Below are 16,667 nucleotides of genomic sequence, written 5' to 3'. Positions count from 1 at the left end.
AGCTACGGACGAGCCCGTCTCAGTTCTCCCCCGCGCTCCCTGAAGAATTCAGTTAACGGCTGATGCGCGCGTCGGCACGCCGCGGCAGCACCGCTTCGAACACCACCTGCCCCTGCTCGTTGCGTGCACTCAGGCGTCCACCGTGTGCGGCCACGAACTGATCGACGATGTACAGGCCAAGGCCCAGCCCCTTGCTCTGGTGGAAGCTGGCCTTGAACGGCTCGAACAGGCGCGGCAGCAGTGCTTCCTCGATGTGCCCGACATTGCGCACGCGCAGGGTCACCACACGCGAATCGCTGCCATCGACGGCAACCCGCACCACATCGTTGCCCCCATGGGTGATCGCATTGCCGACCAGGTTGGCCACCACCTGCCCCAGGCGATCCATGTCGCCGTGCAGGGTGGCATCACCAGTGGCTTCGAAGGCGATGCGATCGCTGCCGTGCGCGCTGCCGGCTTCGGCGATCACCGCACGCGCCAGTTCTTCCATGTCGCAGGCATTGGCCTCCAGGCGCAGTCCGCCGCTGCGGATGCGCGAGAAATCCAGCAGCTGCTCGACCATGCGCGCCATGCGCACGGTGCTGGCTTCCAGGTGCTGCAGGGTCTGCTGCGCACTGGTGTTGCCCGGCGGCAGTTCCAGCGACAGCTTGTCGGCGCAAAGCAGGATGGCCGACAGCGGCGTGCGCAGATCGTGGGTCAGCACGGCGGCCATCGTCTCGTTCAACTTCAACGCGCGCTCCAGCGCCTCGTTGCGCGCCTTCAGCAGCTGGCGCTGCTGGTAAAGCTCGATGAACACATTGACCTTGCTCAGGATCACCTGCGGCGCCACCGGCTTGTGCAGGAAATCGACCGCACCGCTTTCGTAGCCCTTGAACGCACGCACTGGATCATCCGGCGAGGCGGTCAGGAAGATGATCGGCACATCGCGGCTGCGCTGCGAGCCGCGCATCAGCTCGGCCAGGGTGAAGCCATCGATCTCCGGCATGTGCACGTCCAGCAGCGCCAGCGCCACTTCATGCTCCAGCAGCAGCTCCAGCGCCTGTGCGCCCGAGCCGGCCAGCAGCAGGTTGACGCCCTCGCGGCGCAGCAGCGCCTGCATGGCTACCAGGTTCTGCGGCACGTCATCGACGATCAGCAGGTTGACCGGGGTCTGCGACTGCGCAGGGTCCGGTGGCAGCAGGTTCATGCGAACAACTCCTTCAAGCGACGGCACATCAATTCAAGAGGCAGCACGGCATCTGCGCCGGCGTGCTGCAGGGCGGAGGCCGGCATCATCGATGCCTCGGCCTCCTCGGGGCATTGCAACCAGGCACGGCCACCGGCGGATCGCACCGCGGCCACCCCTTCACTGCCATCGCTGCTGGCACCGGTCAGCAGCACCGCCAGCAGCTGCGGCCCGAACACGGCCGCGGCGGATTCAAACAACGGGTCGATGGCCGGGCGCGAGAACAGCACCGGCTCATCCATCGACAGCGCGATGGTCTGCGCGTCCTCGACCAGCAGATGGTAATCGGGTGCCGCGAAGGTCACCGTCGCTGCCTGCAGCGGCTGCTTGTCCTCCGCCTCGCGCACCTGCAGCGCGCAGTACGGCGCCAGCACTTCGGCGATGCGGCTGCTGCGGTCACGCGGCAGATGCAGCACCACCAGCACGGGTATCGGCAGACCGGCCGGCAGCGCGCCCAGCAGCGCCTGCAGCGCAGCCACGCCACCGGCAGAGGCGCCGACGACCAGCAGTTGCGGACGCGGGGCGGCCATCAAACGACCTTCCGGTACAGCCGATGCTCGCGCGAGCAGGCTTCGAACGCATCATGGTGGCGGCCGAACTGTAGCGATTCCTTGCTGCCCAGGCCGAGGAAACCACGATGCACAAGCGCCTCGCGGAACAGCCCCACGGCGCGATCCTGCAGGTCGCGGTTGAAATAGATCAGCACGTTGCGGCACGAGACCAGGTGCACTTCGGAGAACACCGTGTCGGTGGCCAGGCTGTGGTCGGCAAACACCACGTTGCGGCGCAGCTGGCGATCGAACACCGCACCGTCGTAGGCGGTGGCGTAGTAATCGGACAGCGAACCGGTACCGCCGGCAGCCAGGTAATTGCGGCTGAACTGGGCCAGGCGGTCGATGCTGTAGGCACCAGCTTCCGCGGTGGCCAGCGCTGCCGGGTTGATGTCGGTGGCGTAGACGATGCTGCGCTCCAGCAGCCCTTCCTCGTGCAGCAGGATGGCCAGCGACCACACTTCTTCACCGGTACTGCAGCCGGCCACCCACAGCTTTACCGACGGGTAGGTGCGCAGCACCGGCACCACCTGCTCGCGCAGCTGCTTGAAATAGGCCGGGTCACGGAACATTTCCGAGACCTGCACGGTGAAGAACTGCATCGCCTGGGCGAACAGATCCGGCTCGTGCAGCAGCCGGTGCTGGAGGTCGACCAGGCGTTCGCAGTCATAGCGCTGCATGGCCTGGCGGATGCGCCGCCGCAGCGAAGACACCGCGTAGCTGCGGAAGTCGTAGTGGTAGCGCTGGTACAGCGCCTCCAGCAGGACCTTCAGCTCCAGGTCGAACAGCGCCTGCTCATTCATTGGCGCGAGCACCAGACCCGGCACAGCGAGACCAGCTTGTCGACGTCGATTGGCTTGGCAATGTAGTCGTTGGCACCGGCCTGCAGGCAGCGTTCGCGGTCATCGGGCATGGCCTTGGCGGTCAGCGCGATGATCGGCAGGTCCTGCAGGTGGCGCTGCGCACGGATCTCGCGCATGGCGGTCAGGCCATCCTTCTCCGGCATCATGATGTCCATCAACACCAGGTCGACCTCGCGCTGGGCCAGGCGATCCACTGCTTCCTGACCATTGCGCGCGATCTCCAGGGTCACGCCCAGCGGCTCGAGCACGCTGGACAGGGCGAAGATGTTGCGCACATCGTCCTCTGCCAGCAGGACGGTGCGGCCATCGAGCACAGTGTCGCGGCGGCGGGCCTCACGCAGCAGGCGCTGCTGGTCGCTGGGCAGGCTGGCCTCGACGCTGTGCAGGAACAGGGTCACCTCGTCCAGCAGGCGCTCGGGCGAGCGTGCGCCCTTGATGATGATGCTCTTGGAATAACGGCGCAGGCGCTGCTCTTCCTCACGGCTGAGCGCGCGACCGGTGTAGACGATCACCGGCGGGAAGCCGACGTCATCGTTGCCGGCCATGTGCTCCAGCAGGTCGTAGCCACTGCCGTCGGGCAGCGACAGGTCCATCACCATGCAGTCGAAGGTCACCGTGCTCAGCTGCTCCACCGCAGCGGCCAGGGTACCCACCGCCACGATCTGCAGCTGGTCGCGGCCCAGCAGCAGCTCCAGGTTGCGGCGCAGATCGCTGTCGTCCTCGACGATCAGCAGGCGGCGCACATCACGCTGGCTGGTCTGTTCCAGCTGCTCGATGGCAGCGGCCAACCGCTCGCGGGTCGCGGGCTTCACTGCGTAACCGATCGCTCCCAGCTCGCGCGCCACCTGGCTGCGGTCCATACCCGAGACCACGTGCACGGGAATGTGGCGGGTTTCCGGGTTGCGCTTGAGGCGTTCGAGCACGCTCAGGCCGGACACGTCCGGCAGGCCGATATCGAGCAGGATCCCGTTCGGCCGCAGCTCGCTGGCCAGGGTCAGCGCCTCTTCGGCGGTGGTCGCCACCACGCAGTCGAAATCAAGTTCATGTGCCAGCGACACCAGTGCCTCGGCGAAGCTGGCATCGTCTTCCACTGCCAGGATCAGGCGCCCGGCACGCTGGCGACGGCCACGATCATCGGCAACGCTGGTGCCGGCCACCGCCGGTGCGGCGGCCATCGCCAGCGGTGCGGCAGCGGCGACGTTCTGCACTGACGCCATCGGCGCCGGCGCCATCGCGGCCGGCTCGGCCGGCACATCGCTGGCCGGTGCACCCTGCAACGGCAGTTCCAGGATGAAGCAGCTGCCGCGACCCGGCTCGCTGTCCACCTGGATGTCGCCGCCCATGCGCACGGCCAGGTCGCGTGAGATCGACAGACCCAGGCCGGTGCCACCGTAGCGGCGACGGGTGCTGCCATCGGCCTGGCGGAAGGCTTCGAAGATCACCTGCAGCTGGTCACGGGCGATGCCGATGCCCGAATCGCAGACTTCGAAGCGGATGCGGCCATTGCCACCCGCACGCACGTGCAGGCTGACCTTGCCGTGCTCGGTAAACTTCACGGCATTGGCCAGCAGGTTCTTCAGGATCTGCTGCATGCGCTGGTTGTCGGCCACCAGCTGGGTCGGCGCCAGCGCGTCGGCCTCGATCTGCAGGGCCAGGCCCTTCTGCCGGGCCATCGGCTCGAACGTCTCGCGCAGGCGCTGCAGTACGCTGTCGACCACCACCACTTCGTCAGCCAGTTCCACATGACCGGCTTCGATGCGCGACAGATCGAGGATGTCGTTGATCAGCGCCAGCAGGTCGTTGTTGGACGACAGGATCGCGCGGGCGTACTTGACCTGTTCCTCGGTCAGCGTGCCGTCCTTGTTGTCCGCCAGCAGCTTGGCCAGGATCAGCGAGCTGTTCAGCGGCGTGCGCAGTTCGTGCGACATGTTGGCCAGGAATTCGGACTTGTAGCGCGAAGTCGCCGCCAGCTCGTTGCTGTTGCGCACCAGCTGGCCCTGCGCCACCAGCAGCGCCTGCTTCTGCGCTTCCAGCTCGTGGGTACGCTCTTCCAGCTGCACGTTGCTCTGTTCCAGCTCGACCTGCTGCTGTTCAAGGCTGGACTGCGACTGCATCAGGCTGCGGCTCTGCTCTTCCAGCTCCTCATTGGCCACGCGCAGTTCTTCCTGCTGGGCCTGAAGTTCTTCGCCCTGCCGCTGCGATTCTTCCAGCAGCACGACCAGCTGCGCGCGCAGCAGCGAGGCTCGCAGCGCCATGCCGAGCGTCTCGCCGCAGCGCTCCAGCAGCTCCGCATCCAGCGTGCGCTGGCCCGCGGCCTGGGCACGGCCCAGTTCGACCACGCCCACCACCGCGCCATCGCTGCTGATCGGCGCCAGGATGCGCTCGCGCACCGTCACCTGGCCCAGGCTGGATTGCAGCTGCAATGCATGCTGGTCGTCGCCCTGCACATGGCGGATCTGCTGGTCGCGCGCGGTCTGGCCCAGCAGCCCCTCCTGCAACGTCACCGAAGACGACAGCCCACTCGGCAGCGAGACGCCCCCGGTCAACTGCAGCCGACCGCCTTCGATGCGATACATCACGCCCACATCGGCCTGCAGCTGTGCGGCCAGGCTGACCATCGCCGCATCGGCAATCTGTTCGGGCCCCAGGTCGCCACGCAGGCTCATCGACACGGCGTTTTCGGCTTCCTGCAGCCACAGCGCACGCATTGCCTCGCGCCGGGCAGTGATGGCGCGCGAGACGATCAGCGCGATCATCAGGAAGCCAATGCCACCGATGGACCGGTTGACCAGGGAGAACGAGGAATTGGTGCTGGCCGGTGCCACGTTGTAGCCGATGGCCAGCAGGCCGCAGGCGATCACCGCAACGATGAATGGCGCCCGTGCACTGCGCTGGAACACGGTGACGCCGACGGCCATGAAATAGGTCAGCCAGGCCGCATAGCCCAGCGGAACCACCAGTTCCATGGCGATGGTCACTGCCAGCAACACGGCGGCAGCCATCCAGATCCAGCGGTCACGCGTTGTTGCACCAGGACGCATGCAGGCAGGTTCCAAAACACGAAAGGCCGATGATGTTACTCCCTGTCGCATTCAGCCGCATACGACCAATGGCACAGGTGTCGCGTGCACAAATCCTTCACGCTCGCCTGCCTACGGTCGCAGCCCTTACAGGGGTATTACTGATTTTACGTGGACGCTCTTGCTTCTACGCCCTCCGTGCTTACGGACACGTCCCGACAACTGCGATTGCTGATCGACAGCGTTCGCGACCATGCCCTGTACCTGCTCGATCCTCAGGGTATGGTCTGCAGCTGGAACCCGGGCGCCGAGCGGATCAAGGGCTACCGTGCCGACGAAGTCATCGGCACCCACTTCAGCCGCTTCTACCTGGCCGATGAACGCGAGGCCGGCGAGCCGCAGCGCCTGCTGCACCTGGCCGCACAGAACGGCCACGTGGCCAGCGAGGGCTGGCGGGTACGCCGCGATGGCTCGTCGTTCAGGGCCAGCATCGTCATCGAGGCGGTGCGCGAGAACGGCGAGCTGCTGGGTTTCGTCAAGATCACCCGCGACATCACCGAGCACTGGCAGGCCCAGCGCCTGCTGCGCGACGCCCAGCGCGCCCTGCGCCAGACCCAGCAGTTCGAGACCGTGGGCCGGCTCAGCCGCGGCCTGTCGCACGAGTTCAACAACCTGCTGACCACGGTCGGCAACGCGCTGGACCTGCTGTCGATGCGCCTGGGCAGTGACGCCCGCGCCGCCGAACTGCTGACCACCGCGCAAGCTGCCACCGACCGTGGCGCCCTGCTGACACGGCAGCTGCTGGCCTTCAGCACCGGCCAGACCCTGATCCGCGAGACGCTGGACATCAACCAGCAGATCCGCGAGTGGCTGCCCGGGCTGCGCAGCGCCTGCCCGCCCGGGGTCACCGTGGAAGCAGCACTGGCGCCGGGCCTGCCCCTGCTCAGCACCGACCCGTTGCAGCTGCAGACCGCACTTGCCAACCTGGTCGCCAACGCTGCCGACGCTACGCTCGGCGGTGGCCGCGTGCTGGTGGCCACCGCGCTTGAGCATCGGCTGGATCCAGACGCGGACACCGCGCTGCAGCGTCGATATGTGACACTAAGCGTCTGCGACGAGGGCCACGGCATGGCCCCGGACATCGCTGAACGGGCCACCGAGCCCTTCTTTACGACCAAGGACATCGGCAAAGGCAGCGGCCTGGGCCTCAGCCAGGTGTTCGGTTTCACTACCCAGAGCGGCGGCTTCGTTGATGTGTCCACCACGCCCGGTGTCGGCACCACGGTCAGCCTGCTGCTACCCGCAATGGAGGACCCCGCCCATGACTGATGACCCGCTCCGCGTATTGATGGTGGAGGACCAGTCCGATCTGCGCGAGATGATCGGCCTGGCGCTGCGCGATTTCGGCATCGATGTGGCAACCACGTCCGATGGCCACGAAGCCGTCGCCCTGATGCAGCGCGGCGAGCGCTTCGATGTGGTGTTCAGCGACGTCAGCATGCCCAACGGCATGTCCGGCATCGAGCTGAGCGAGCACGTGGCCCGCGACCAGCCGCACGCGCGGATGATCCTTTCTTCAGGGTATGCGCGCTCGCAGCTGCCGCCGTTGCCCGACCAGGTGGAGTTCCTGCCCAAGCCCTACCGGCTGCGCCAGCTGGTGGAGCTGTTGAAGCAGGATTGAGGCATCACCGCCGTGTGGTGGGTGCGGGAACCTTCATCCACGCATGGCGTGGATCTACAACCCCGGTGGTGGGTGCGGAAACCCCCATCCACGCGCGGCGTGGATCTACAACCCCGGTGGTGGGTGCGGACCGTTGGTCCGCACTGCGGAAACCCTCATCCACGCATGGCGTGGATCTACGGTCGCCTGCGCCGGCTCAACGCCTTTACCAGCGCATGAACAGCGTCACCACGAAAATGGCCAAGGCCACGCCGATGACGATCCACAACCCTCTGCTCTGGCGCCAGGAGGGCTTACGGGTGCCGGGGTTGTTCATCGCTTTCTCCATCGTGATAACAGGGATGGAACGAGCTTCGCGTGCTACATGTGGAGTGCGCGTGCATGGCCGCCACATGCGAACCAATGCATTCAGGAATCCGCGTCGCGGTCGACCCGCAGACGACTGACCCGCCAGCCGCCGTGCGAATTGAATCGCCCGGTGTCACCGGTCAGGCCGTAGCGCAGCGCCAACCAACCGGCGCGGACCGAGCCCACATGCCATTCCCGCACTTTCCTGTACGCATACCGAAAACGACGAGCTTGCATGGGCACACCCTAAGCGTGATGGTCATCACGATTTGCGGACGATAGCGCGAATTCATTTCGGCTGGAAGACACCCGCCAAGCCAAGCCCCATCAGCGTTTGCGACGGCGCCAGGCTCGGTCTGCGACATGGACGAGCCCAAGCAGGCAGGCGGCCACCAGCGCTACCTCACCAACGGCGAGCAACAGGTCCACGGGGATACTCCGGACGGCAGGGTCGCGGCCAGGTTGATGCCGTGGAAATGACGGCCAACCTGTGCTGCAGGATCACCGTAAGCGCAAACGGCCTCGCCGTTCTGCAGGGTGATACGCATTTCCGGCAATCGGGTGCGGATGAATGCGGGGAATAAGGGCGGCACTGCGAATGAGGCCGCCAGGAGCATGGTGACCCCGGCCCGATTCGAACGGGCGACCTTCCCCTTAGGAGGGGGACGCTCTATCCAGCTGAGCTACGGGGCCATTGGCAGCTGGGAAGGATACCGCGTCTGGCTGAATGGACCAAGCCACCTACCGTCGACACGGGTGTCAACGTCGCTATTCTGTCCGCCCCCACCCCACTGCCATCCGACCTTCGCCACATGATGACTCTCTGGGAGAGCCTGTCCGCCCTCGGCGACAGCCGCGCCCTGCTCCCGCTCGCCGTGATTCTGGCGTTGTTCCTGCCCGCCACATTCCGCCCACTGCAGTGGCGATGGGCCGCGGCCATCGCCGTGGTCGCCAGCGTCACACTGGCCAGCAAGATCGCCTTCATGGGCTGGGGCCTGGGTGTGGAGTCATGGGATTTCACCGGCATTTCCGGCCATGCCGCGATGTCCAGCACGCTTTATCCGGTGGTCTTCTGGTTGCTCGCCAGCGGCCGCAGCCGTCAGCCATCGGCCTGGGCGATCACCGGTGCCGTGCTCGCCCTGGCGATCGCGTGGTCGAGAGTACCGCTGCGCGCACATTCCCTTTCCGAGATCATCGTCGGGCTCGGAATCGGCTTTGCCGCGTCGCTCTGGGTGTTACGCGGCATGCGTTTGACTGGAATGAATCTGGCCGTGCGCGCCTATGCGGTGCTGCTGGCCATTGCGGCAGCTGTTGCCACCCCGACATTGCTGGCGGACCTGCACACCCATGACGTCGTCAAAGCCACAGCAAAGGCACTATCCGGCCGCGAGCGGGCGCTCGAACGTGACAACCTCCGCAGTTCGACCTCGCCAGTTGGTAACCGCCATTGACAGGCTGCCCCACAAACCTTGACAGCCAACGTTCATACACCGAACATACCCATGGAATTTTCCCTGACGGAGCAGGCCTCCCCATGTTCAAGAAGACGATCGCAGTTGTGGCCCTGGCGGCCTTTTCCGCCTCCCCGATGATGAGTTTCGCGCAGGAAGCGCAGGCTACGGCCGGCGCGGAGTCCTCCTCGGGAGCTACTGCCGCTGAAATCGCAGGCGCAGAAGCTGCTGGCGTCTCGACCGCTGCCGTGGTTGGCACCACCGTGATTGCAGTGGCGGCTGCTGCCGTTGCTTACAGCATCGGCGGCGACAGCACCAGCGGAAGCAACGATGGCGGCGGCGGCACCGATCCGGGCGGCCCGGGCCCGGGCGGCCCCGGCACCGGCGGCACGGGTGGCACCGGCGGTACTGGTGGCACGGGCGGCACCGGCGGTACGGGCGGCACCGGCGGCTGATCGACGCTCTGCGTACCACACAGGCCCTCGCCGGGCGCGACCCGGCGGGGGTTTTTTATGCCTGCCAGAATTTCATCCTCATGACCAACACCACCCCTCGCCTTCTTGCCGCCGCACTCACTGCGCTGGTGCTTTCCGGCTGCGCGCTCGCACCCGGCCAGCACCTGCGCCGCAGCGACGTATCCATTGACCGCCACAGCGGCGATGGCCAGCTGGAAATTGTCACCATCACTCCGAAGTTGATCGCACAGGAAAGTGCCGCGCGCGCGCAGAAGTCGCTGCCGGCTGCGTTGTTCGACTACCAACCTGCACCCTACAAGGTTGGCGCCGGCGACATTCTGTACGTCACCGTGTGGGATCACCCGGAACTGACGGTTCCGGCGGGCCCTCAGCAGCAAGGCACGTTGGCCGGCCGCCTCGTGCAGAGTGACGGCTCGATGTTCTACCCCTATATCGGCAAGGTGATGGCCTCTGGCAAGACGCCGATGGAGCTCCGGGAAGAGATCAGCAATCGCCTGGCCAAGTACGTTGAGTCGCCCCAGGTGGATGTGTCTGTCCTCACCTATGGCAGTCAGCGCGTCTGGGTCACCGGCGCTGCCCAGCGATCCTCGCCCATCGCACTTGGCACCTCGCCGCTGACACTGGCCGACGCGATCAGCCAGGCCGGCTTGGACAACCTGCAGGCCGACCTGTCGGGCATCCAGCTCAGCCGCGAAGGTGTGACGTACAACATCAATCTGGAAACCCTTGCCCGCGAGTTTGGCGGCCGCCAGCTGCTGCTCAAGGATGGTGACTCGATCTTCGTCCCTTATCTGGATCGCAAGGAAATCTTCGTGGTGGGCGAGGTCAATCAGCCTGGCGCGTACAGTTTCCGCACGGGTGACGTCTCGCTGAACCAGGCACTCGGTCGCGCGCGAGGGATCATGCAGCAGACTGCCAATGGCAATGCGGTGTACGTCATCCGCGGCAGCACCGACCTGCAGCAGGAGCCGTCAATGGTCTACCAGCTGGAGGCGCGCTCGCCCACCGCATTCGCGGCCGGCAGCCAGTTCCACCTGCAGCCGGGCGACGTGGTATTCGTCGGCGCCGCCGGCGTCAGCCGCTGGAACCGCTTCGTGAACCAGCTGCTGCCCTTTACCAACATCCTGTACAACGCAGCGCGTACCGGAACCGAAGTCAGGGACAACTGATATGGCCCGCATGGACGCGGCCAGCCAGCGGCCGGCACACCGCGCGCTTGCCGCGCTGCTTCCCGCCGTCGTCGCCACCCTGCTGTTCACCGGCTGCACCACTGGCAGCCGGTCCACGGCCGAGACCTTCCGGCTGATCACCTATCGCCCGGCACAGGCCACCACCGAGGGCGTGGCCAGCAACCGCTTCCCGCAGATACAGGTGGACACGCCCGACATCGTCGCCGTGGCCGTGCTGGGCTACATCGACGGAGGTCGCCAACAATGGTTTGCCGGTTCCCACGCGGTGTTCGAGCTGGACCGCCACGGCCTGCTGCTGGGCGGCAGCGGCCTTGGCCAGCAGTGGCACGCGCGGATCGACGGTGCATCGCCGTTCGATGACCTGCGCACGGTGACCACACCGGTGACCGTACAACGCCGCTATGACTGGGTTCCCGCCTACCAGGTCGACGTGGCCGTGACCGGCACCCTGAGCAAGGGTGCACTGGAACAGGTGGACATCCTCGGCACGCGCCGCACCCTCCAGCGTTTTGACGAACAACTGCAGGGCGGCGGCATGCACGGCCGCAATGTCTACTGGGCCGATCCGGCCACCGGCTTCATCTGGAAGAGCCGCCAGCATCTGGCGCCCGGCCGTATTGCTGAGCTCACCCAGCTCAAACCCTATCGCCCGGCCAAGGACTGAGCCATGACGTTTCGACTTTCCTGCGCGGCCGTCATCGCCGCGCTGCTTGCAGCCAGCGTCGCCCACGCGACCCCGGTGCGCATCGAAGGCGCGGCCGAGACGACCGGCACGCGCGAGCTGCCGGCCAATGCGCGCCTCGCCGACGCCCTGCTGCTGGCCCGCCCACGCGCTGACGCCTACCTGCTGGGCGCCAGCTTCGAGCGACCGCAGGCCCTGGAGAGCCAGGTGCGCCTTCGCGCCGGCCTGCAGTATGGCGCAGGCCAGCTGGCAGACTCCAGCGACCCGCAGCTTTCGGCGTTGGCGCAGACGCTGCAGGCATGGCTCGATGCACATCCGGCCACTGGGCGCATCACGATCACCAGCTCCGCGCGACTGATCCAGGTTCAGCCGGCAAACAACCCGGTGCTCGCCGCCGGCGATACGCTGCGCTTCCCGCAGCAGCCGCGCACGATCACCGTCATGGGCGCGGTCGGGCAAGCCTGCGTACTGCCCCACATCCCGCAGCGCGATGCACGCGACTACCTGCGCGACTGCCGTCCCAGCGCCCTCGCCGACCGCAACGACATCTTCGTGATCCAGCCCGACGGCCGGGTCCAGCAGCTGGGGGTCGCCTTGTGGAACCGCGCCGATCCCCAGGCCATTGCCGCCGGCGGCACGCTGTTCGTCCCTCTGCGCGCCTCGCTCCTCAAGCGCCTCGATCCGCTGTTCAACAGCGACTTCGCCGCGTTCATCGCCACCCAGCCAGTCAGCCCGTGATGACCAAGCCCTGCACGCGTGCGCGCTTGGCGCGCCCCGCCCGTTTCGCGCTGAGCGCGCTCGCCCTGTCACTGTCCTGCGCACTGCATGCCCAGGAAGCGCCTCCGCCCACCGCCAACGAGTGGGGTGGCATCGGCCTGCTGCAGACGCCGACCGCGCGGATGGCCGACGATGGCGACCTGAGCTTCACCGCGTCCCACAACACCAACTACAGTCGATACAACCTTACGTTGCAGCCAATGTCATGGTTGGAAGCATCGTTCCGCTACATCAACGTCACCAACTTGCGTTACGGGCAACCCAACGTCAGCGGCAGCCAGAACTACAAGGACAAGTCGATCGACTTCAAGGTCCGCATCTGGCGGGAATCACGCTGGCTTCCCGATGTGGCGTTCGGTGTCCGCGACATGGGTGGCACCGGGTTCTTTGCCAGTGAGTATCTTGTCGCAAACAAGAGCTTCGGGCCCTTCGACGCCTCTCTGGGCGTGGCTACCGGCTACATCGGCAATCGAGGCGACTTCAGTAATCCACTAGGAATCATCGATGACCGGTTCAAGGATCGTCGACCAATCGCGAACAGTGACATCACGAACGCAGGACGATTTGGGGTCAGCAACATGTTCAAGGGACCCGTCGGCATCTTCGGCGGCGTTTCCTATCAGACGCCACTGGACTCACTGATTGTCAAGGTTGAATACGACGGCAACGATTACAAGCATGAGCCTCGCGGATTCAACGTGGCCCAGCGCACCCCCATCAATGTGGGCCTGCTTTACGTTCCGTCCCGGAACGTTGAGCTGACGGCTGCCTGGGAGCGCGGCAACACAGCGATGTTCTCGCTCACCCTGCGCGGCAACCCGGGCAACTCACCTGCGGCGCCGAAGCCGTTCGACCCGTCACCGCAGCGACTGCTGCCCGCAACCGCCGTCACCGAGCAACGCGCAGCCGTCGCCAGCAGCGATGCCTCCGGTGCCGGCGCCGCACCCGCCACCAGCACCGACTGGGCAGCAGTCACTGCCGAACTGCAGCGTAATGCCGGCTTCCGTGTCGAGCGCATCTCCCGCCGCGGTGACGAGCTGTACATCGATGGTTACCAGACCCGCTACCTGCACGCCGCCAAAGGCCTGGGGCGCGCCACGCGCATCCTTGCCAATGCGACCGGCGATGACTACGACTGGTTCACCCTGCGCACCACCCGCGTGGGCATGCCGATCGCCGACCTGTCGATCAACCGCGAAGCGTTCGCCGGCTACCTGGACGGCACCGTCAGCGAAGACGTCCTGCGCCGGAGCACGGAACTGCAGGCGCCCGACGCGCGTGCGCGGGAGACGCTGTACAAGCCCAAGCGCTCACCGTTCGGTGGCGGCTTCAACGTCGGCTACCGGCAGAACCTCGGCGGTCCCGACGGATTCATCCTCTACCAGGTGGCCGCCAACTATTCGGGCAGCCTGTTCCTGCGTGACAACATCTGGCTGACCGGCACCGTCAGTGCCGACGTCACCAACAACTACCACAAGTTCAAGTACAACGCCCCCAGCCGCCTGCCGCGCGTGCGCACGGACATCCGCCAGTACCTGACCACCTCCGACGTCATGCTGCCTAACCTGCAGGCCAACATCGCCGGGCGACTGGCACCGGACCTGTATGGCATTGCCTATGCGGGCTACCTCGAGTGGATGTATGCCGGCGTCGGCGGCGAGCTGCTGTACCGCCCCAGCGGCGAACGCTGGGCGGTCGGCGCGAACCTCAACCGGGTACAGCAGCGCGACTACGACCAGCACTTCGGCCTGCGCGATTACCGCATCACCACCGGCCACGCCACGTTCTTCTACGCGTTTGACGCCCGTGAGCGCATCATCGGCTCGCTTTCGGTTGGCCAATACCTCGCAGGCGACAAGGGCGCGACACTGGACCTGGCCCGCGTGTTCGACAACGGCGTGACCATGGGTGCCTATGCAACCAAGACCAATGTCTCGGCGCGCGACTTCGGTGAAGGTAGCTTCGACAAGGGCATCTACTTCAGCATTCCGCTCGATGGCTTCCTGCCGCGCTCCACCCGTGGTCGTGCCGCGTTCAACTGGAATCCGCTGATCCGCGACGGCGGTGCGATGCTCGGGCGCAAATACGGCCTGTACGGCATGACCGGCGACCGCGACGAGCGCTTCTTCTACGACAACCTGCGTACTGTCGGCGATTGAAAGAAAGGCCGGGAGCTTACTGCTCCCGGCCTTTCATCTGTCGCGCCCCTGGCAGGTCGCGGGTGTTCAGAGGTAGCGCACCCAGCCTTTAACGCCCTCATCCATCAGCGTGTAGACGTGCTCGAACGCAGCACGCTGCTGGCGATAGGGATCGGGAATCTCGCGATCGGACTGCCACTTGCCCAGCAGGAAGGTCTTTCCCGATGCCTCCGGCGCGATCTCGATGATGCGATGGACGTGCTTGCGCTCCATCACCAGCACCAGATCCGAAGCCCCCAGGATGCTGCGGTCGATCTGCCGCGCACGATGGCCGCTGCCATCCAGGCCATGCTCGACCAACAGCGCCTGTGCGGTGGCGTCGACACCATGGTTGACCAGGGCCCCCAGGCCGGCCGAGGACACCGTGATGCCCTTGCCCTGCACTGCTTCACGCAGCATCACTTCAGCCGACGGACTACGGCAGATGTTGCCGACACATACAACCAGAATATTCTTGAACACGGACTACGGCTTCCATCAGTTCTTCGATACATGAAACGCAGCGCCCGGTCGCTGCTGCAGACCGGGCGCTTCCACGTGGACGGGGCCGGCGCAACGCCGACAACAGCCTCAGTGCCTAGTATGCCGACTTCTGGCCCAACACCTTGAATGCCGTCATCACAATGATGCGCACATCCAGCGTCGGGCTCCAGCGGCGGATGTAGTCGATGTCGTACTGCACGCGCTTTTTCATCGAACGCAGCTCGGGGGTCTCGCCCCGCAGCCCATGCACCTGTGCCCAACCGGTGATACCCGGCTTCACGTAGTGGCGGTGCATGTAGCGGTCGATCAGGCGCTCGTAGTGGTTGTTGTGCTGCACGGCATGCGGCCGCGGCCCGACCACCGACATGCTGCCGCCCAGCACGTTGAAGAACTGCGGCAGCTCGTCCAGGCTGCTGCGGCGCAGGAAGGCGCCGAAGCGGGTCACGCGCGGATCGTTGCGGGTGGCCTGGGTGATCTTGTCCGAAGAACCTTCCGCATGAACCCGCATGGAGCGGAACTTCAGCATCGAGAACTCCTTGCCGCCCAGGCCATGGCGGCGCTGGCGGAACAGCACCGGGCCAGGCGAGCTCAGCTTGACCCCGATGGCCAGCACCGCGAACACCGGCGCCAGCATGATCACCGCCAGACCCGCCACCAGGATGTCTTCCACGCGCTTGGCCAGCCGGAAATTGTGATCCGCCAGGCCTTGGCGCACACCGATCATCGGCACGTTGCCGACCTGGTGCACGCCCGGATTCAGGGTGCCCCAGCCCGTGGTGTCCGGGATCAGCCGGACCGGCACCGGGAAGCGCTCGATCTGCTTCAGCATCGCCTTCATGTCACCGGCGTCGCCCGGGGTCATCGACACCCACAGCTGATCGAATTCGCCACGATGCTTGTCCATGTAGCGCGGCAGGTCAGCCAGCACTCCCAGGCAACGGGGTGTATCACCGCCACGACGGACTGCCAGATCGCCCTTGGCGGAGAAGTAGCCGACCACTTCCTTGCCCAGCTCAGGCTTGCCGCGCAGCAGGCGGTGCAGCTTCAGCCCCGACGAGCGCAGGCCGACCAGCAGCACGCGCTCGCGATCCAGGCCGCGCGCGCGCAGGCGGTGCAGTTGCACCCGCAACAATACGCGCACGCCCACCATGCCGATCAGGCCTGACACATACCAGGTCAGCAGCCAGCGCGTGGGAACGGCCCCGGCCATGTCGACCAGGACCGCATAGAAGGAGAACAACCCGAAACTGCAGGACCATGCCAGCAGCAGCACCCACAGATCCACCACGAGGCCGCGTCCACGCCAGGCCCGGTACACCGGCCCGATCATGAAGCAGACCATCGCGCTCAGCAGCACGGCGCCAAACACCACCCGCTGCGACGGGTCCGGCGCGGCCGAACCATAGAACACCATGTGGGAAAGAATGGCGGACACCGGGACTACGAACAGATCCCCGAGGCGCAGCGCCAGTTCGAGGGCGGCACGCGCCTCGACACGTCGACGTGATCGAGTGGGGTGGCTGGCAAGCTCTTCTACGGATCCATGTAGCACGAGACAACTCCTATGACAGTTCCGCAGATCCGGCGAGATCCCAAACAGCGCCTGCCTCCCCAGGAAGCGCCTGCATTTTGTTGCGGGAAGATTGAATACCGATTGATTGTGTCCGAACTCCGTCACAAAAGATAGCAGCAAGCTGACGTTCATGGACGTCATAACGTCTC

Annotated in this window: 16 protein-coding genes and 1 tRNA gene; 8 read left to right on the top strand and 9 right to left on the bottom strand. The window is 65.8% G+C overall.

Going from position 1 to position 16,667, the window contains the following annotated elements; genetic code table 11:
• Positions 1–52 precede the first annotated feature (52 nt).
• From C1925_RS09720 to C1925_RS09705, 4 genes are read right to left on the bottom strand one after another with little or no spacing between them, the layout of a single operon-like run.
• Positions 53–1,186: a hybrid sensor histidine kinase/response regulator gene (locus C1925_RS09720; RefSeq protein ID WP_108768690.1), complete on the bottom strand. Its 1,134-nt coding sequence runs from the start codon at positions 1,184–1,186 to the stop codon at positions 53–55.
• Positions 1,183–1,755 carry a chemotaxis protein CheB gene (locus C1925_RS09715; protein ID WP_108768689.1) on the bottom strand — a complete coding sequence of 191 codons (573 nt, stop codon included), beginning with the start codon at positions 1,753–1,755 and terminating at the stop codon, positions 1,183–1,185. Before C1925_RS09715 ends, C1925_RS09720 begins: the two co-directional genes overlap by 4 nt.
• The gene (locus C1925_RS09710) at positions 1,755–2,579 is read right to left on the bottom strand and encodes a CheR family methyltransferase (protein WP_108759365.1); all 825 of its coding nucleotides are present in this window, start codon (positions 2,577–2,579) and stop codon (positions 1,755–1,757) included. The genes C1925_RS09715 and C1925_RS09710 overlap by 1 nt, the downstream gene beginning before the upstream one ends.
• Positions 2,576–5,680, bottom strand: a complete 3,105-nt coding sequence (locus C1925_RS09705; protein ID WP_108768688.1) for a response regulator — start codon at positions 5,678–5,680, stop codon at positions 2,576–2,578. The genes C1925_RS09710 and C1925_RS09705 overlap by 4 nt, the downstream gene beginning before the upstream one ends.
• Before the next feature lie 177 nt (positions 5,681–5,857).
• Here C1925_RS09705 and C1925_RS09700 point away from each other — a divergent pair, with 177 nt between their 5' ends.
• Both C1925_RS09700 and C1925_RS09695 read left to right on the top strand, forming a co-directional pair.
• The gene (locus C1925_RS09700; RefSeq protein ID WP_108768687.1) at positions 5,858–6,988 is read left to right on the top strand and encodes a PAS domain-containing sensor histidine kinase; all 1,131 of its coding nucleotides are present in this window, start codon (positions 5,858–5,860) and stop codon (positions 6,986–6,988) included.
• On the top strand, positions 6,981–7,340 hold the full coding sequence (locus tag C1925_RS09695) for a response regulator (RefSeq protein WP_108768686.1): 360 nt from the start codon (positions 6,981–6,983) through the stop codon (positions 7,338–7,340). The genes C1925_RS09700 and C1925_RS09695 overlap by 8 nt, the downstream gene beginning before the upstream one ends.
• A gap of 205 nt (positions 7,341–7,545) precedes the next feature.
• On the opposite strand, the gene C1925_RS21220 is transcribed toward C1925_RS09695, so the two are convergent.
• The 3 genes from C1925_RS21220 to C1925_RS09690 all read right to left on the bottom strand — a co-directional run bounded on the left by C1925_RS21220 (position 7,546) and on the right by C1925_RS09690 (position 8,381).
• Positions 7,546–7,656: a DUF3827 domain-containing protein gene (locus C1925_RS21220; protein ID WP_216822000.1), complete on the bottom strand. Its 111-nt coding sequence runs from the start codon at positions 7,654–7,656 to the stop codon at positions 7,546–7,548.
• Positions 7,657–7,748: 92 nt separating this feature from the next.
• Entirely contained in the window at positions 7,749–7,925 is a 177-nt protein-coding gene (locus tag C1925_RS21110; protein WP_174213507.1) for a hypothetical protein, read from the bottom strand.
• A gap of 379 nt (positions 7,926–8,304) precedes the next feature.
• A tRNA-Arg gene (locus C1925_RS09690) sits at positions 8,305–8,381 on the bottom strand.
• A 119-nt stretch (positions 8,382–8,500) separates the two neighbouring features.
• On the opposite strand from C1925_RS09690, the gene C1925_RS09685 reads away from it, so the two are divergent.
• The 6 genes from C1925_RS09685 to C1925_RS09665 all read left to right on the top strand — a co-directional run bounded on the left by C1925_RS09685 (position 8,501) and on the right by C1925_RS09665 (position 14,423).
• Positions 8,501–9,139 carry a phosphatase PAP2 family protein gene (locus tag C1925_RS09685; protein WP_108768685.1) on the top strand — a complete coding sequence of 213 codons (639 nt, stop codon included), beginning with the start codon at positions 8,501–8,503 and terminating at the stop codon, positions 9,137–9,139.
• A gap of 83 nt (positions 9,140–9,222) precedes the next feature.
• Positions 9,223–9,594, top strand: coding sequence for a hypothetical protein (locus C1925_RS21105; RefSeq protein ID WP_174213506.1), 372 nt, complete (start codon positions 9,223–9,225; stop codon positions 9,592–9,594).
• An 80-nt stretch (positions 9,595–9,674) separates the two neighbouring features.
• A complete protein-coding gene (locus C1925_RS09680; protein ID WP_108768684.1) occupies positions 9,675–10,784 on the top strand; it encodes a polysaccharide biosynthesis/export family protein in 1,110 nt (369 codons plus the stop codon).
• 1 nt (position 10,785) lies between these two features.
• Positions 10,786–11,469: a YjbF family lipoprotein gene (locus tag C1925_RS09675; protein WP_108768683.1), complete on the top strand. Its 684-nt coding sequence runs from the start codon at positions 10,786–10,788 to the stop codon at positions 11,467–11,469.
• Between the two features lie 3 nt (positions 11,470–11,472).
• Entirely contained in the window at positions 11,473–12,225 is a 753-nt protein-coding gene (locus C1925_RS09670) for a capsule biosynthesis GfcC family protein (RefSeq protein WP_108768682.1), read from the top strand.
• Positions 12,225–14,423, top strand: coding sequence for a YjbH domain-containing protein (locus tag C1925_RS09665; RefSeq protein WP_108768681.1), 2,199 nt, complete (start codon positions 12,225–12,227; stop codon positions 14,421–14,423). The genes C1925_RS09670 and C1925_RS09665 overlap by 1 nt, the downstream gene beginning before the upstream one ends.
• 66 nt (positions 14,424–14,489) lie before the next feature.
• Here the strand turns inward: C1925_RS09665 and C1925_RS09660 are convergent, their stop codons facing one another.
• Entirely contained in the window at positions 14,490–14,924 is a 435-nt protein-coding gene (locus tag C1925_RS09660) for a low molecular weight protein-tyrosine-phosphatase (RefSeq protein ID WP_108768680.1), read from the bottom strand.
• A 115-nt stretch (positions 14,925–15,039) separates the two neighbouring features.
• The gene (locus C1925_RS09655) at positions 15,040–16,650 is read right to left on the bottom strand and encodes an undecaprenyl-phosphate glucose phosphotransferase (protein WP_174213505.1); all 1,611 of its coding nucleotides are present in this window, start codon (positions 16,648–16,650) and stop codon (positions 15,040–15,042) included.
• Positions 16,651–16,667 lie beyond the last annotated feature (17 nt).

The sequence above is a fragment of the Stenotrophomonas sp. SAU14A_NAIMI4_5 genome (genome assembly GCF_003086795.1).
Classification (GTDB): Bacteria; Pseudomonadota; Gammaproteobacteria; order Xanthomonadales; family Xanthomonadaceae; genus Stenotrophomonas.
This window is presented reverse-complemented; position numbering and strand designations above follow the sequence as displayed.

Excerpts from the sequence above, each read along its gene's own strand:
- C1925_RS09720 (WP_108768690.1), bottom strand. The coding sequence starts at position 1,186 with ATGAACCTGCTGCCACCGGACCCTGCGCAGTCGCAGACCCCGGTCAAC.
- C1925_RS09715 (WP_108768689.1), bottom strand. The coding sequence starts at position 1,755 with ATGGCCGCCCCGCGTCCGCAACTGCTGGTCGTCGGCGCCTCTGCCGGT.
- C1925_RS09710 (WP_108759365.1), bottom strand. The coding sequence starts at position 2,579 with ATGAATGAGCAGGCGCTGTTCGACCTGGAGCTGAAGGTCCTGCTGGAG.
- C1925_RS09705 (WP_108768688.1), bottom strand. The coding sequence starts at position 5,680 with ATGCGTCCTGGTGCAACAACGCGTGACCGCTGGATCTGGATGGCTGCC.
- C1925_RS09695 (WP_108768686.1), top strand. The coding sequence starts at position 6,981 with ATGACTGATGACCCGCTCCGCGTATTGATGGTGGAGGACCAGTCCGAT.
- C1925_RS21220 (WP_216822000.1), bottom strand. The coding sequence starts at position 7,656 with ATGAACAACCCCGGCACCCGTAAGCCCTCCTGGCGCCAGAGCAGAGGG.
- C1925_RS21110 (WP_174213507.1), bottom strand. The coding sequence starts at position 7,925 with ATGCAAGCTCGTCGTTTTCGGTATGCGTACAGGAAAGTGCGGGAATGG.
- C1925_RS09685 (WP_108768685.1), top strand. The coding sequence starts at position 8,501 with ATGATGACTCTCTGGGAGAGCCTGTCCGCCCTCGGCGACAGCCGCGCC.
- C1925_RS21105 (WP_174213506.1), top strand. The coding sequence starts at position 9,223 with ATGTTCAAGAAGACGATCGCAGTTGTGGCCCTGGCGGCCTTTTCCGCC.
- C1925_RS09680 (WP_108768684.1), top strand. The coding sequence starts at position 9,675 with ATGACCAACACCACCCCTCGCCTTCTTGCCGCCGCACTCACTGCGCTG.
- C1925_RS09675 (WP_108768683.1), top strand. The coding sequence starts at position 10,786 with ATGGCCCGCATGGACGCGGCCAGCCAGCGGCCGGCACACCGCGCGCTT.
- C1925_RS09670 (WP_108768682.1), top strand. The coding sequence starts at position 11,473 with ATGACGTTTCGACTTTCCTGCGCGGCCGTCATCGCCGCGCTGCTTGCA.
- C1925_RS09665 (WP_108768681.1), top strand. The coding sequence starts at position 12,225 with ATGACCAAGCCCTGCACGCGTGCGCGCTTGGCGCGCCCCGCCCGTTTC.
- C1925_RS09655 (WP_174213505.1), bottom strand. The coding sequence starts at position 16,650 with ATGAACGTCAGCTTGCTGCTATCTTTTGTGACGGAGTTCGGACACAAT.